At 68.0% G+C, this 13471-nt stretch carries 13 protein-coding genes; 1 reads left to right on the top strand and 12 read right to left on the bottom strand.

What is annotated here, in order from left to right:
• The 11 genes from HOP12_10860 to HOP12_10810 form a co-directional block, all read right to left on the bottom strand.
• Window positions 1-447, bottom strand: a 447-nt coding sequence (locus HOP12_10860; GenBank protein NOT34653.1) for a DNA-3-methyladenine glycosylase I, incomplete at its 3' end; no start/stop codon positions are given.
• Window positions 393-1334, bottom strand: coding sequence for a hypothetical protein (locus HOP12_10855; GenBank protein ID NOT34652.1), 942 nt, complete (start codon window positions 1332-1334; stop codon window positions 393-395). The genes HOP12_10860 and HOP12_10855, both read right to left, overlap by 55 nt.
• 23 nt (window positions 1335-1357) lie before the next feature.
• Window positions 1358-1837 carry a DinB family protein gene (locus tag HOP12_10850; protein NOT34651.1) on the bottom strand — a complete coding sequence of 160 codons (480 nt, stop codon included), beginning with the start codon at window positions 1835-1837 and terminating at the stop codon, window positions 1358-1360.
• Window positions 1838-1925: 88 nt separating this feature from the next.
• Window positions 1926-4151, bottom strand: a complete 2226-nt coding sequence (locus HOP12_10845; protein NOT34650.1) for a glutamine synthetase type III — start codon at window positions 4149-4151, stop codon at window positions 1926-1928.
• A 237-nt stretch (window positions 4152-4388) separates the two neighbouring features.
• Window positions 4389-5540, bottom strand: a complete 1152-nt coding sequence (locus tag HOP12_10840; GenBank protein ID NOT34649.1) for a M20/M25/M40 family metallo-hydrolase — start codon at window positions 5538-5540, stop codon at window positions 4389-4391.
• Window positions 5513-6169 carry a GntR family transcriptional regulator gene (locus HOP12_10835; protein ID NOT34648.1) on the bottom strand — a complete coding sequence of 219 codons (657 nt, stop codon included), beginning with the start codon at window positions 6167-6169 and terminating at the stop codon, window positions 5513-5515. Before HOP12_10835 ends, HOP12_10840 begins: the two co-directional genes overlap by 28 nt.
• 105 nt (window positions 6170-6274) lie before the next feature.
• Window positions 6275-7108, bottom strand: a complete 834-nt coding sequence (locus HOP12_10830; protein ID NOT34647.1) for a rhomboid family intramembrane serine protease — start codon at window positions 7106-7108, stop codon at window positions 6275-6277.
• A gap of 94 nt (window positions 7109-7202) precedes the next feature.
• Window positions 7203-7553 carry a hypothetical protein gene (locus HOP12_10825; protein NOT34646.1) on the bottom strand — a complete coding sequence of 117 codons (351 nt, stop codon included), beginning with the start codon at window positions 7551-7553 and terminating at the stop codon, window positions 7203-7205.
• A gap of 15 nt (window positions 7554-7568) precedes the next feature.
• A complete protein-coding gene (locus tag HOP12_10820; protein ID NOT34645.1) occupies window positions 7569-7787 on the bottom strand; it encodes a hypothetical protein in 219 nt (72 codons plus the stop codon).
• Window positions 7784-8680 carry an anti-sigma factor gene (locus tag HOP12_10815; GenBank protein ID NOT34644.1) on the bottom strand — a complete coding sequence of 299 codons (897 nt, stop codon included), beginning with the start codon at window positions 8678-8680 and terminating at the stop codon, window positions 7784-7786. Before HOP12_10815 ends, HOP12_10820 begins: the two co-directional genes overlap by 4 nt.
• Window positions 8677-9240, bottom strand: coding sequence for a sigma-70 family RNA polymerase sigma factor (locus tag HOP12_10810; protein ID NOT34643.1), 564 nt, complete (start codon window positions 9238-9240; stop codon window positions 8677-8679). The genes HOP12_10815 and HOP12_10810 overlap by 4 nt, the downstream gene beginning before the upstream one ends.
• Before the next feature lie 234 nt (window positions 9241-9474).
• Here HOP12_10810 and HOP12_10805 point away from each other — a divergent pair, with 234 nt between their 5' ends.
• Window positions 9475-10878, top strand: coding sequence for a hypothetical protein (locus HOP12_10805; protein ID NOT34642.1), 1404 nt, complete (start codon window positions 9475-9477; stop codon window positions 10876-10878).
• Between the two features lie 30 nt (window positions 10879-10908).
• Here the strand turns inward: HOP12_10805 and HOP12_10800 are convergent, their stop codons facing one another.
• Window positions 10909-13344: a T9SS type A sorting domain-containing protein gene (locus tag HOP12_10800; protein NOT34641.1), complete on the bottom strand. Its 2436-nt coding sequence runs from the start codon at window positions 13342-13344 to the stop codon at window positions 10909-10911.
• Between the last annotated feature and the right edge of the window lie 127 nt (window positions 13345-13471).

Below are 13471 nucleotides of genomic sequence, written 5' to 3'. Positions count from 1 at the left end.
CCACAGATACGCATCGAAGCTGCCGAACTCACGCTGTACCTGGAGAAGCGCGCGGGCGTTCGAGATCGCCGACTCGATCTTGAGCCGATTGCGCACGATGCCGGCGTCCGCCATGAGCCGCCTCACGTCGGCGGCCTCGAAGCGCGCGACCTTGCGCGGGTCGAAGCGCGCGAACGCACGCCGGTAGGCGGCGCGTTTGTTGAGGATCGTCTCCCAGCTCAGGCCCGCCTGCGCCCCTTCGAGGATCAGCATCTCGAACAGATGGCGATCGTCGTGCTGCGGCACTCCCCACTCGGTGTCGTGGTACTCCACGTAGAGCGGATTCCCGAGTCGCGCCCAGCCGCATCGGACCCGCGCGCGAGGCGCCCGTTTCGCGGCCTTACCGGCGGTGCTCACCGCGACGCCGTCAAGCGCTTCGCCCGTTCGCGCTGCCGCGGGCTCAGCCATCGCAATGCGTCCGAGCCTTCGTGAAGTGCGGCGTTGATGCGCGTCGCCTGCAGTGGCGAGAGCGGCAACGCGCGCAGCGGTGAGCGAGACAGGTAGAACTTGCGATCCGCCTCGGGCGCCGGCCGACCGCGCTCGTTCGTACGCACGCCATGGGTCCCGACGACCGCGTGCGCATCGGCGAGCTGGCGATCGTCGCGCGCAAACACGTGGCTCGCGGCCTGCTGCGCGACCGCCGCCCGCGTCAGCGCGGCGAACGAGAGCCGCGTCGAGTCGAAGGTGACCTCGACCGCTTCCTTTCCGTCGAGCCACACCGCTTCGGTCGCGACCACGCCGTCGAGTCGGCCGAGTGCGGCCTCGCCCTCCCAGAAACACGACATGCCGAACACCGCCTGCTTGTGGCCCGCGAGGTGCGTCTCCTCGATCGCCACGTCGAGGTAGGCCGGCACAGGCCGCCGGGTCGCGCGCAGCGCTTCCGCGAGTCGCGCCGCAATCTCGTGCGGAGCGTAAAGCGCATCGCGGCGCGGAATCACGTCGCGCCCTTCGGCGTCGAGGAATCGCAGCACCGGATTGTTCGATGCCGGTTCGTGAAAACGCGCGAGCATCGCGGCATCCGCACCTTCTCGATTGTTGTGCACGAACACCGGCTCGAACTCGGACTCGATCGCGTCGACGATCAGGGGCTGCGAGAGGACCTGCTCACCGAACCCCACGCACCTCGCGCAGCCCGGGACCTCGTCGAACAGCACGGCAACCGGTTTGCCGCTCGCGCGGCTTTGCGCCAGTGCCGCGTTCAAGTCGCGTCCCCAGCGTACTGCGCCGAGCTCGGGATGCGCTCCCGAGTCTGCGGCCTCCACCTTGCGCGCGACGCTGAGATTCGAAGTCGACACGAGTGCGATTCCTCCGATTGACTTCAATGCGACGGGACGGGCTTGCCGAGTGCTCGGCGCAGCATGGCGATCTGGCCGGCATGATAGAGCCCGTGCTGGATCTGTCCGTGGATGAGCACGTTCCAGGTCTGATCCACTCGCGGGCGCCTGCGGCCGAGCTTCGTCACCGGAAAGCTCGCAACCTCGCGCCGGAAGCGCGCGTGCGCGCGTGCGAGGCGCTTGAGCGTCGCCTTCCAGGCGGCGGGCGTGGTCTTGACCACCGGCGGAAAGTTGAGCTCGGGCGTCACCACGGGCTTCTCGCCCGCAAGCCGCCGCGCCACGATCTCGTTCCAGCTCGCCATGTGTTCGACCAGCTCCCAGATCGAGTGAACGCCCTTGAGCGGATGCTTCGCGGCGGTCGCCGCACTCACACCCTCGAGTGTTTCGAGGATCGAGGGCCCGTGCCAGGCTTGCGCGCGGTACGCGCGATCGAGCAGATCCAGGACTCGCTGTTTCTCGCCCATCTCGACTCCCTTCGAGAAAACGGGGACCACGCCGTAGCGCGGTCCCCGCGTTTTCCATCGCCACCCGCAGGCGGCGTCGGACCCACGACTACTTCACGAACAACATCTCGCGATACTTGGGCAGCGTCCACAACGAATCGTCGACCAGGTGCTCGAGCCGGTCGGCCGCCGAGCGCGCCGCCGCCATGCCGGGGCGCACGGCATCCGCGAGCTTGCGAGCCTTGTCGAGCTCGTCATGAACGGAATCGACCTTGTCCAGTTCGCCGCTCAGCTTCTCGGTGGCGTCGATCACCTCACCGAGCACCATCGCGATGCGATCGGTCCGCGCCTGCATCGCCGGACGCGCCACGCCGCCGGGTCGCCCGCTGCCGTCCTCGAGCCGCCGCAGCACGTCGAGGCTGACCGACAGCTGCCGTTCACCGGCCGGGATCACGAACGTGTTGAGCATCTCGATCAGGGTGTCCGCCTCGAGCTCCACCGTCTTCAGGTAGCGCTCGAGCGCGATCATCATGCGGCCCTTCTGCTCGCGCTCGGTGAAGATCCCGAGTTCGTTCAGGAACGCGGTGCGCTTCGGATCCTGCAGCGCCGCCAGCACCGAGGGCGTGTCGACCAGGTTCGGCAGCCCGCGCCTGGCCGCCTCGGTCTTCCACTCGTCGCTGTAGCCGTTGCCCTCGAATCGAACCGCCGCGGTCTCGGCATAAACCTCGCGCAGCAGCTCGAGCACCGCCTTGTCGCGCTCGCCGCCCTTCTTGACCTTTTCGTTCAGGCGCGGCGAGAGCTGACGGAGCGAGTCCGCGACCGCGGCCGCGAGCATCGTGAGCGGCCCCGCGCAGTTGGCGTTGCTTCCGACCGCGCGGAACTCGAACTTGTTGCCGGTGAACGCGAACGGCGAGGTGCGGTTGCGGTCGGTGTTGTCCTTCATGAGCTGCGGCAGCCGCCCCACGCCGAGCTGGATCACGAAGTTCTGCGGATCCTCGATCCTGGCGCCCGAGGTGATCTTCTCGATCACGTTGGTGAGTTGATCGCCCATGAACACGCTCAGGATCGCCGGCGGCGCTTCGTTGGCGCCGAGCCGCAGGTCGTTCGAGGCGTACGCGATGCTGTAGCGCAACACGTCGGCGTGGTCGTGCACGGCCTTCAAGAACACCGCGAGGAACGCCAGGAAGCGCAGGTTCTGGTGCGGCGTGCGACCGGGATCGAACAGGTTGTCGCCGCGATCGGTGCCGAGGCTCCAGTTGCAGTGCTTGCCGCTGCCGTTCAGCCCGTCGAACGGCTTCTCGTGGAACAGGATCGCCAGGTGATGGCGCATCGCCACGCGGCGCGCCACGTCCATGGCGAGCGCGTTGTGGTCGTTCGCGATGTTCGCGTCTTCGAAAATCGGCGCGAACTCGAACTGCATCGGAGCCACTTCGTTGTGCCGCGTCTTGATCGGGATGCCGAGTCGATGCAGCTCGAACTCCATCTCCTCCATGAACGCGAGCACTCGCGGCGGGATCGAGCCGAAGTAGTGGTCCTCGAACTGCTGACCGCGTGCCGACGCCGCGCCCAGCAGCGTGCGCTCGCACATCACGAGATCGGGTCGCAGGACGAAGTGATCGCGATCGATCAGGAAATACTCCTGCTCGACACCGAGGGTGGCCGACACCGACTGCACGTCGACGTCACCGAGCAGCTTCAGGAACTCGAGCGCCTGCTTGTCGAGCGCGTCGAGTGATCGCAGCAGCGGCGTCTTGTGATCGAGCGATTCACCGTGATACGCGATGAACACGGTCGGCACGCACAGCGTGCGGCCATTGGTGCTCTCCATCAGGAACATGGGAGAGCTGGGATCCCATGCGGTATAGCCGCGTGCTTCGAAGGTGCTGCGGATGCCGCCCGACGGGAACGAGCTGGCGTCCGGCTCGCCCTGCAGCAGCATCGAGCCCGAGAACCGCTCCAGCACCTTGAGCTCGCCGCGCATGCCGAAGTTCAGGTCGATGAACGCGTCGTGCTTCTCGGCCGTGAGGCCGGTCATGGGCTGGAACCAGTGCGTGAAGTGCGTGGCGCCCTGCGAAGTTGCCCATTCGCGCGCCACCGACGCGATGGTCTCGGCAGTCTCACGCGCGAGCGGTCCGCCGTTCTTGAGCGTGACCAGCAGCGCCTGATAGGCCTCGCGCGGCAGACGTTCCTTGAGCTTGATCAGATCGAGGACGTGGCTCGCGAAGTACGAGCTGACCGGCGCGCGATTTCCGTCGGGCTGACGCGGCGCCGAGAAGGCGCGTGGCTCGCGACGGTTCGGGGAGAGACGGGCGGAATGACGCGACAAAGCACTCATGAACTGTCTCCTTTCGACAACCCGGCAGAGCGTGAACCCGGACGGATCGAGGGGGAATGGAGTCCCGCGCGAGACGTACCCGCGTGGAACCCGCTCAACAGTGTTGGGTGAAGCGGCAGGAAGCATAGCAGAGTCGCGCCGCGCCGCAGGGATGCAGTTTGCACGAGTATCGGCGCGTTCCGGCTGCGAATGAAGCGCGGCGAACCGCTGATCGTCGAACCGTGAGGTCGGATTGGGCTAGCGTCGGCGCGCGAAGAAGTCACGCGCCGCCTGCAGCAGCACCTGCGCGGTGCGTTCGACCGAGGCAATCTCGACCCACTCTTCGGGCTCGTGGGCGCCGGCGCCAGTCGGGCCATAGTCAACGGTCGGGATGCCTGCGGCCGCGAACAATGCGGCGTCGGTCCAGAACCCCACCCCGATCTCGCGAGGCGCGGTGCCGGTGACCTGGGTGATCGCGTCGCGCACCATGCGGCGGATCGGCTGCGACTCGTCGCAATGCATGGCGGGTCGCACCAGCGTGATCGCCACCTCGGCGTCGGGTGCGCTCGCGTGCACCACCGCCGCGAGTTCGTCGCGCACCTGGTCCGGCGTCTCGCCCGGCAGTGTGCGACGCTCGATCTGCAGGCAACACTCGGGGGCATAGGTCGAGAGTCCTACGCCGCCCTTGAGCAGCGCCGGGTGCATGGAGGCCGGGCCGAGCACCGGGTCGCGACGACCGCGCAGCACTTCGGCGTCGAAGCGATCGAGGGCCGCGAGCACGTGACCCATGCGGGCGTTGGCGCTGTCGCCCAGGTCCCAGCGGCTGCCGTGCGCGGCGCGACCTCGCACCACCACGTCGAGCCACACGAAACCCTTGTGCGCGAACATCAGGTCGCCCTCGCTCGGCTCGGTGAGGATGCAGGCGTCCGCGCGATGCCGAGCGACGTAGGCCTGCGAGCCGAGGCTCGCGTGTTCTTCGTCGGCGACCAGCGCCAGCATCAGCGTTCCACCGAACTGCTCCCCCGCCAGCGCCGCGGCGGTTGCCATGCACGCGGCCACGCCGCCCTTCATGTCGTAGGCGCCACGGCCGTACATGCGGCCAGTCTCGATGCGCGGCTCGAACGGCGCCGGCATGCCAGGTGTCCCGACCGTGTCGATGTGACCGCACAGCACCAGCGTCGGTCCCTCTCCCCCGCGCACCTCGGCGACTGCGTTGGAGCGCCCGGGCGCGGCTTCTTCCTGCCATGCGCGGACACCGTGCGACGCGAGCCATTCGCAGGCGAACGCGGCGATTGCGCGCTCATCGCCGGCTTCGTCGGGAGCGATCGAGGGGTTGACCGACGGCACGCGGATCAGCGACGCGAGCAGCTCGACCGCGACACTCACTCGTGCCCCGCCTGCTCGAGCCATGGCGAAAGAAAGTCGAGGCTGATGCGCCAGTTGCGCTCGAGCATTTCGAGCGCCGCCGCGAGATGGCCCGAACGCAGCGAGGCCGTGATCGCCTCGTGCTGCTCGACCGACTGGAACACGCGGCCGGCGTCTTTCATGAACGCGTACTCGTAGCGGAACGCCTGAAGCTTGAGGCTCTCGAGGGTTTCGAGCAGCCGACGGTTGTCGCACGGCTCCACGAGCCCGCGGTGCCAGCGCGCATCGAGCACCAGCGCCTGGTCGGCATCGGCATCCGCGGCGCGCAGCTCGGCATTGAGGGCATCGAGCGCATCGAAGTCGCTGGCCGGGCGCAACGCGGCGCTGCGTAGTGCGAGCGACTCGAGCGTCCAGATGATCGGGTACAGCTCCTGCGCCTCGCGCCGGCTCAAGGGGCGCACGAAGAACCCGCGGCCCGGCTGGCTGCCAACCAGACCCTCGCGCTCCAGCGCGTGTAGCGCCTCGCGAAGCGGAGTGCGGCTCACCCCCAGTTCGGCGGCCAGCTCGGCCTCGTTGATTCCGCTACCGGGGGCCGGAATGCCACGAGTGAAGCTCGAGACCAGCCGATCACGGACCTGCCGGCGCAGCGGCGAACGAGCGATCAGGATGGCCATTCGCTTGGGCCCTCGTGGGTTGGGTTCAAATCGGCCGGTTGCCAACGCTAGCATGCTTGTCGGGATTTTGTATACAAAAATCTTGTACACAGATAATCAGTGGGGTCAGCTCCCAAGCAGCATCCGGGTGACGTTGATGAACGACATCACGAATCCGAGCAGCGTGATGGCGAGCAGCGCGAGCGCTGCGATCTGGATCCACAGCGACTCGCGCTTCTCGTGCGAGGCCGGCATCACCGTGGCCATGATCCAGCCTCCGGCAAAGCCGCCGGCGTGCGCCCAGTTGTTCACGCTCGACATGAGAAAGCCCATCACGAACATCAGCCCCGCCCATTGCCACAGCTGCGTCGACATCGGGGACCCGGTGCGGCGGCTGTAGACGATCAGCGCCGCGAGCAACCCGAAGATGCTGCCCGATGCACCCACGGTGGGATTGCCCGAGGCCAGGTTCGAGACCACGAAGCCGATTGCGCCCGCGAACGAGAAAATCAGGAACGCACGCGCCGGCCCGAAGACGTTGCCGACCGCCGGGCCGAGATCCCGCACCCACATCAGGTTGAAGAAGATGTGCAGCAGCCCGCCGTGCAGGTAGATCGCAGTGAGCAGCGTCCACCACCAGCCGGCCCGCATGATCTCGCCGCTCGTCATACCGAGCTGCACCAGCGCACGTGAACCGGGCGCCAGCAGGCCGAACGGCAGGCGTTGAAAGCCTTCGGCGATCGCCTCCGGTTGCAGCACCAGCGCCGCGACGTAGAGCCCGACGCACGTGATCGTGATGATGCGGGTGAAGTCGAGGTGCTGCGTCACCAGGCGCTGGATCCCAGGCGCATAGCCGAACAGGCTGGGGTTCGGAGTGCCGCAGAAGGGGCACTTGGGCTCGCTCACCGAGATGAGCTTGCGGCACGACGGGCACAGCATGGAGCCGGAGGTTTGGCGCATGGGGCGGGAGAATACGCGATGGAGCGGGAGGAGGTCAGGACTCAAACATCTCGAGATGATCGCTGCTCGCCGAGAGTTCCGAGCGGCATTCGCCTCACTTGTTCATGAACTCCCCCACCAGCGCCCCATGATGCCTCGCGTGCACCGCCTGCATCCGCAGCGACTCCGGGTAGGTGTAGCGCCACGCCGGTCGGAACGGGTTCGGCACCCAGAGTCGATCGCGCTCGCTCGCCCCCAGCGTGTCGCCGATCGCTCGATAGCGTGCGACGTCGCGGCGAACTTGCGCCAGTACCGCGTCGCGATCGGGCGTACTCGTGGGGTGCATCGACTTCGGTGCAGGCGCGCCGCGCGGAATCTGCCCGCGCACCACCACGAACCGCACGAACAGCCACTCCACCACTCCGCGCCGCGGAACGGGCGGCAGCGTGCCGGCTCTCAGCTGCATGGCTCGTTCCTCGAACTAACGCAGCCCATGCCCCAGTGCGACGCGGACGTGATCCACGTGCTGGCCGAGCGTCCACTTGCCGGGGCGTCCCCGCGTCCACTGCGACGTGTCATCGTCAGCGACGCGCAGCAGTTCGTCGAACGCGGCCTCGAAGTCCGACGCGAGCAGCTCGAAGTTCTCGCCCTTGAGCGGCACTCGCATGCCGCCTTCGACGACTCCGATGCGCGTGCTCACACCCCGAGCTTGCCCGCCATCACGACCGGGCCGGTCGGGCGATCGGGGAACGGCGAACCGCCGGCGGGCTCGAGCGAGATCGCGAAGCCTCCGACCAACGCCGGATCGCCGAGGTCGTCCAGTCTCAGCACCGCGCGGCCCTCCTCGTCGACCTTGATCACGCCGAGGCTCGCGACTCCGGCGCCTTTGAGCAGCCACAGCTCGTAGTCGGAGCCGGAAGGCGGCGTGAAGTTCTCGAACACCACGACCGCGCTCTTGGTCGCGGGGTCGAAGGTTGCGCGCGCGCGCAGCGCGGCGGCGCCGCCGGGCGTGATCTGCAGCTCGGCGAAGCGCGCGCCGGGTGCCGACAGCACCGCCGCCCAATGTCGCTCGATCGACAGATCGCGCTCGAGCTGCTGCACCTGCGCCTGCTGGCTCTTCAACTCTTCGCCGCGAGCCTGCAGCTCGCCGCGCAGTTGTTCGGCGCTCCGGTACGCGAGCACCGTGGTCACCGCCAGTGCCGCGGCGGCCGCCAACGGCGCAAACGTGAGCCAGCCCGGGAACGCGAGCGGCGCACGACGTTCCGCACCGGCGTCACGCGCCGGCCCCGATGCCTCGCCGCGCGCCGCGCCGTTTCGAACCATCGCCGGGCGCGGAGCCGCCGGAATCACGGTGGGCAGCGCCTCGGCGCGAATCGCATCCATCACGCGCGATTTGAGAGCCGGCGAGGGTCGCTGCTCGGGTGCGGAGCGAGCGAGCAGCGTGCTCGCCACCGACATCTCGGCGAGCGCCGCTTCGCACGCGTCGCAGCCCGAGGCGAGATGCGCCTCGAGACGCGCACGCTGTTCCGGATCCAGATTCCCGAGCGCGTAACCCGCGCACAGATCCAGGAACTCCTCCGAATGCTGGCTCAAACCCACTCCTCCTCGGGCAACATCTCGCGCAGTTTCATCAGTCCCTGACGCGTCCACGACTTGACGGTACCGAGCGGAGCGCCGAGACGTTCGGCGATCTCGCTCTGCGACAACCCTTCGAAATAAGCGATCTCGATCACCTGCCGCTGCTGCGGTCCGAGCTGGGTGAGCGCGGTTCGTACGCGCTGGCCCAGATCACCGCGCGTGGTGTCGGCGGCGGGATCGGCGGGAGTCGGACCGACGTCGACTTGCGCCTCCGCGCGATCCTCCGCGCGGCGTCGCGAGGCCAGACTCCGGTAGGCGTCGAGCGCCCGGCTGCGAACGATGTTCAGCAGCCACGCGATCACCGCACCACGCGACGCGTCGTAGGACGCGGCACTTTTCCACGCTTGGACCCACGCCGCCTGCACCGCGTCTTCGGCATCGGTCGCACTGCGCACGATGCGCAGCGCCACCGAATACAACAGCGGTGTGTGGCGGTCGTAGAGCTCCTCGAGAGCGGACGGATCCCCCTCCCGGACTCTCCGGATACAGCTCAGATCGAGTTCCTGGAAAGTCATCGAGGGGGAAGTTCTCCGTATTCGCGATCACTCTGAAAGCCACTACGGGGCGCGGCGCTCCTCGGACGAGGCTGCGGCTCAACCGCCCGCAAAGTCGGGCGTACTTTAGCGGTACTGAGTGCGGGGTTCCAGCCCGATCGCGCTGGCTGCCAACGGGATCGGGCGCCCGCGTGCATTTCGCGGCGGCCTCGGACGGACTATGTTCGCAGCCGCATGGAGGCTCGAATCCAACCTGTGACACGCCGCGAGTGGGCGTTCGTTGCCGTGGTGCTGCTCGCCGCGGCGGGGCTCCGCGTGTGGGAGGCCTCCCGCGCACCGCTGTGGTTCGACGAGATCTATACGCTGTGGGTCGCCCGCATGTCGTGGCCCGAGCTGACCCGAGCACTCGCGATCGACATCCATCCGCCGCTGCACTACGCGATCATCAAGCTGTGGCGTGGCGCGTTCGGCGAAGGCGACGTGGCGCTGCGCGCCTCGTCGGTGGTCGCGGGCGTCGCGTCGATCGCGGTGGCGATGGGGTTCGCGCGCGACGCGTTCGGCAAGCGCGCGGCCGGAATCGTGGGCGTACTGCTCGCCGTTCACACCACACACCTCTCGCTCTCTCAGGATCTGCGCTTCTATCCGTGGCTCTCCCTGTGGGTGTGGCTCGCGGTTTTCGCCGCGTGGCGATGGGTCACGTTCGGGCTCGCCCGCGACGCGGTGTTGCTGATCGCAGCCGAAGCGTGCGGGCTCTACACGCAATACCTGTCGGCGCTCGCCTTCGCCGTGATCTTCGCGTGGGGGCTGTTCGTGTTGTGGAGCGATCCGCGCCGTGCGCGACTGTGGCTGGGGCTTCACGTCGCGACCGCCCTGCTGTTCGCGCCGCTGCTCGCGACCTTCGTTGCGCAGGTGATGCGCAACTCGGAGACCCACTGGATCCGGCGCCCGCATCCCGAACATCTGCTCGACCTGGCGCGGCGCATGAGCTTTGGTGCGCTCTACCTGGTCCCGGTCGTCGCCGCCTGCGTCGCGGCAGCATTCACGCGCCGCGAGCATCGCGGCGTCGCCATGCTGATCGTGATCGTGCTGGTGATCCCGACGCTGGTGACGCTGTCGCTCACGGTGATGGGTGCTCACCTCTTCACGGTGCGCTATCAGTACTACCTGATCCCGGGCCTCTGCCTGCTGGTCGCCGCGGGGCTCTCGCATGCGAAGTGGCGGATGCTCTCGAGTGCCGTGACTCTGCTGCTGATCGTGGCGGCGGCGCGGCTGGTGATCATTCGACCGCCGAATCAGGAGTCATCGCGCATCCTCGAGGCGCGCGCGGTGCTGTTCGAGCGCGCGCTGCCCGGCGAGGCGATCCTGTGCGCCGACACGCACACGCTGCTCGCACTGCGTCACTACGGCGCTCCGAGCCCACCGCGGCTCGTGTGGCGGGCCGGGCCGATGCCCTACTACGAGGGCACGGCGGTGATCGACCCGAGCTGGGTCCTGCGCGGCGAGCAGCTGCATGCGTACTCAGTGAGCGAAGCGCCGTTCTGGATGGTGCGGCTGCGACACGGCGGAGTGTCGAGTCTTCGCACCGCCGGCTGGGCGTACTCGATCGGCGCACGCGTCGTGTGGGAGCGCGACTCGCTCACGGTGTGGCATCGCGACTGACGACTCGCGCTCCTCACGGACCTCGATCGGCTATCGCAGTCGCACGAACCGTTGCGACATCACGCGGCCCCCGGCCTCGAGCCGCAGCCAGTAGAGCCCGCTGGAACTCGCGGCCCCCGACTCATCGCGACCGTCCCAACGCACGTTCCACTCCCCCGCCGCTCGCTCGCTCGATTCGATCAAGCGCACCCGACGGCCCTGCGCATCGACCACCGACAGGCGCACCGAGGACGCGCGCGGTAGCGCATAGCGCACGGAGATCGCGTCGCGGCTCGGATTCGGCGACGGACTTGCGAGCGCGAACTCGACCGGGGTCGAGACACCCGGCGCGTCCACGATGCCGCCCGGCACCAGCACGTTGTACGCCGATTCATTGCCGTGAGTGTCGACCGCCGAGAGCTTGTAGACCGGACCCGCGGTCGCGTGTTCGAAATGGGTGAGTGCCGTCGAGGCGACGCGATTCGCGAGACTCGGCACGAAGCCCAGGCTCGAGCCGCGATAGAGCCGATAGCCGGCGAGATCGGTTTCGAGATTGGCGCCCCACGACAGGAACGTGCCGACACCCGGCGCATGCGTACCCGTGAACGGCGCCGGCATCGCGGGCGCCAGATCGTCGACCGAGTAGCCCGAGTCGGGCTCGGAGTCCCACCATGCGTTGGTGCCAATCGCGGTCCCGCGTGCCTGCACCATGAAGCGCGTGCGTGGATTGCCGGCCGCAACCGAGTCGCCGGTGGTGGCGACCACTTTGCTGTAGGCCGCGAGATGCGCGGCCGGGACCGCCGCGACGAACTCCCAGTTTCCGGGCGCGGCTTCGATCTCGACCAACGCGCGCTGGTCGTCAGCCGGCTTCGGGTCGCCGGGCTTCAGGCGCACGAACGCGTCGGCCTTCGCTTCGGCGATCAGCGAGGTCGGCACGTCTCTCAGCAGCCAGTACTCCTCGATGCTCTCGTAGAGCGGATCGACATCGAGCGGGCTCGCGTTCCAGCTCACCTTCACTTGTCCGCCCTGGTCGTTCGCCACGTCGCGCACCGAGGTGACCTGCGGTTCGGCGCCGGTCATGCCGAAGCGATCCAGGCGTTTCACGAGCACCTGGTACAGGGAGACTTGCGAGAGCGGAACGATGGCACCGCCGCGCGCATCGGTGACGGCGGCCATGGTCGCGGTGTTCTGAACGGGCAGCTCGGCGACCAGCAGGTCTCCCGCCCAGATCGAGTTGCCGAGCGAATTGAAGTGCGTCGCCCAGATCTGCCCGTTGCCGCGTTCGCGATGGTCCTGCCACAACGCGATCACCCCGCCGACCCCATCCGAGACCAGCTGCGGTATCTGAGCGCCGACGACGAACGCGGAGTTGTTCGGCGTCCCCTGCGCACCCCACAGGATCGCCCCGGTCGGGCCGATGTGCTGAAAGCGAATGCCGGTGAAACCGAAGCCCTCGGCATCGAGGCTCGCGGTGAAGAATCCGCCGGCGCCGTCGTACAGGATCCGCGGCTGCGAAGGATCATTCGTTCCGGTGATGATCGGGATGCCGTTGAGTCCGAAGACGGCGGCTCCGAATTGTCCGAAGCGCTGCGCGTAGAGATCGGCCGTGCCCGAACGCTCGTCGCGCCACACCATTCCAAACTCACCGCCGTTCAGAAGCGCGATGCGCGGCTGTGACTGCTCGCCGGCGGCGTTGCAGACCACCACCCCGTTGACCGCCAGACCCACCGTGCCGCCGAACAGCACGCGCTGCGCGTAGAGATCGGTCGCAGCGCCACCACGAGCGTCGGTCCACACCACCTGGAACTCGAGCGACGGATCGTTGATGGCCATCTGCGGAGCGGTCTGCTCGGAGGCGGCAACGGCGATCGGCAGTCCAGTCGCGTTCCAGAGCCGGGCGCCGTTCATTCCGAGTCGCTGCCCGTAGATGTCCCAATTTCCGGGACCGCCGTCCTGCCACACGAAATAGATTCCGTCGAACTGATACGCGATCTGTACCGCGACTTCGTCGAGACTGACGATGTTGCTCACCGAGACGCCATCGGCGGTCCACAGCGCGGCTCCCGTGGTCGCCGACAGGCGCTGTGCATAGACGTCGGCGTCCGTGTTGCGGCGATCCACCCAGCCGATGACGCATCCGCCTTGCGGGAGCGCCGTGATCACCGGCTCGCGCTGGTCCCCTGCCGCGGAACACACGGCCACTCCGCCGCTCGTCCACAACACTTCGCCGCTCGCGTCCACGCGCTGCGCATAGATGTCCCACGTCGCGTGCTGTTCGGCCCACGCGACGTACACGCCGCCGGCGCCATCGGGTGCCGCGACCGGGCGCTCCTTGATGAAGAACGCACCTTCGAGATGGAGATTATTCGTCGGGCCGTGCGGCCACGCGCGCGCTGCGAGCGGCGTGAGCGCGAGCAGCAGCGTCGCGAGCGCGAACAGCAGCGTCGCGAGTGCGACGGAACAGCGAAGCGAAGCGGGGGCGCGCATGAGGTCTCCTTCCGTGGGACCGAAGCGTTGGACCATCACGTCGATGCGATGGCGCGCGGCGAGAATGCCACAGCGCACTTGATCTCGCAGCCCGCCTCGGAGCAGACTGCGCGCGTCCGCGAAAGCG

It is taken from the genome of Candidatus Eisenbacteria bacterium, assembly GCA_013140805.1.
Lineage (GTDB): Bacteria > Eisenbacteria > RBG-16-71-46 > RBG-16-71-46 > RBG-16-71-46 > JABFRW01.
The sequence above is the reverse complement of the archived record's forward strand: the minus strand, read 5'-3'. Positions and strand labels throughout refer to the sequence as shown.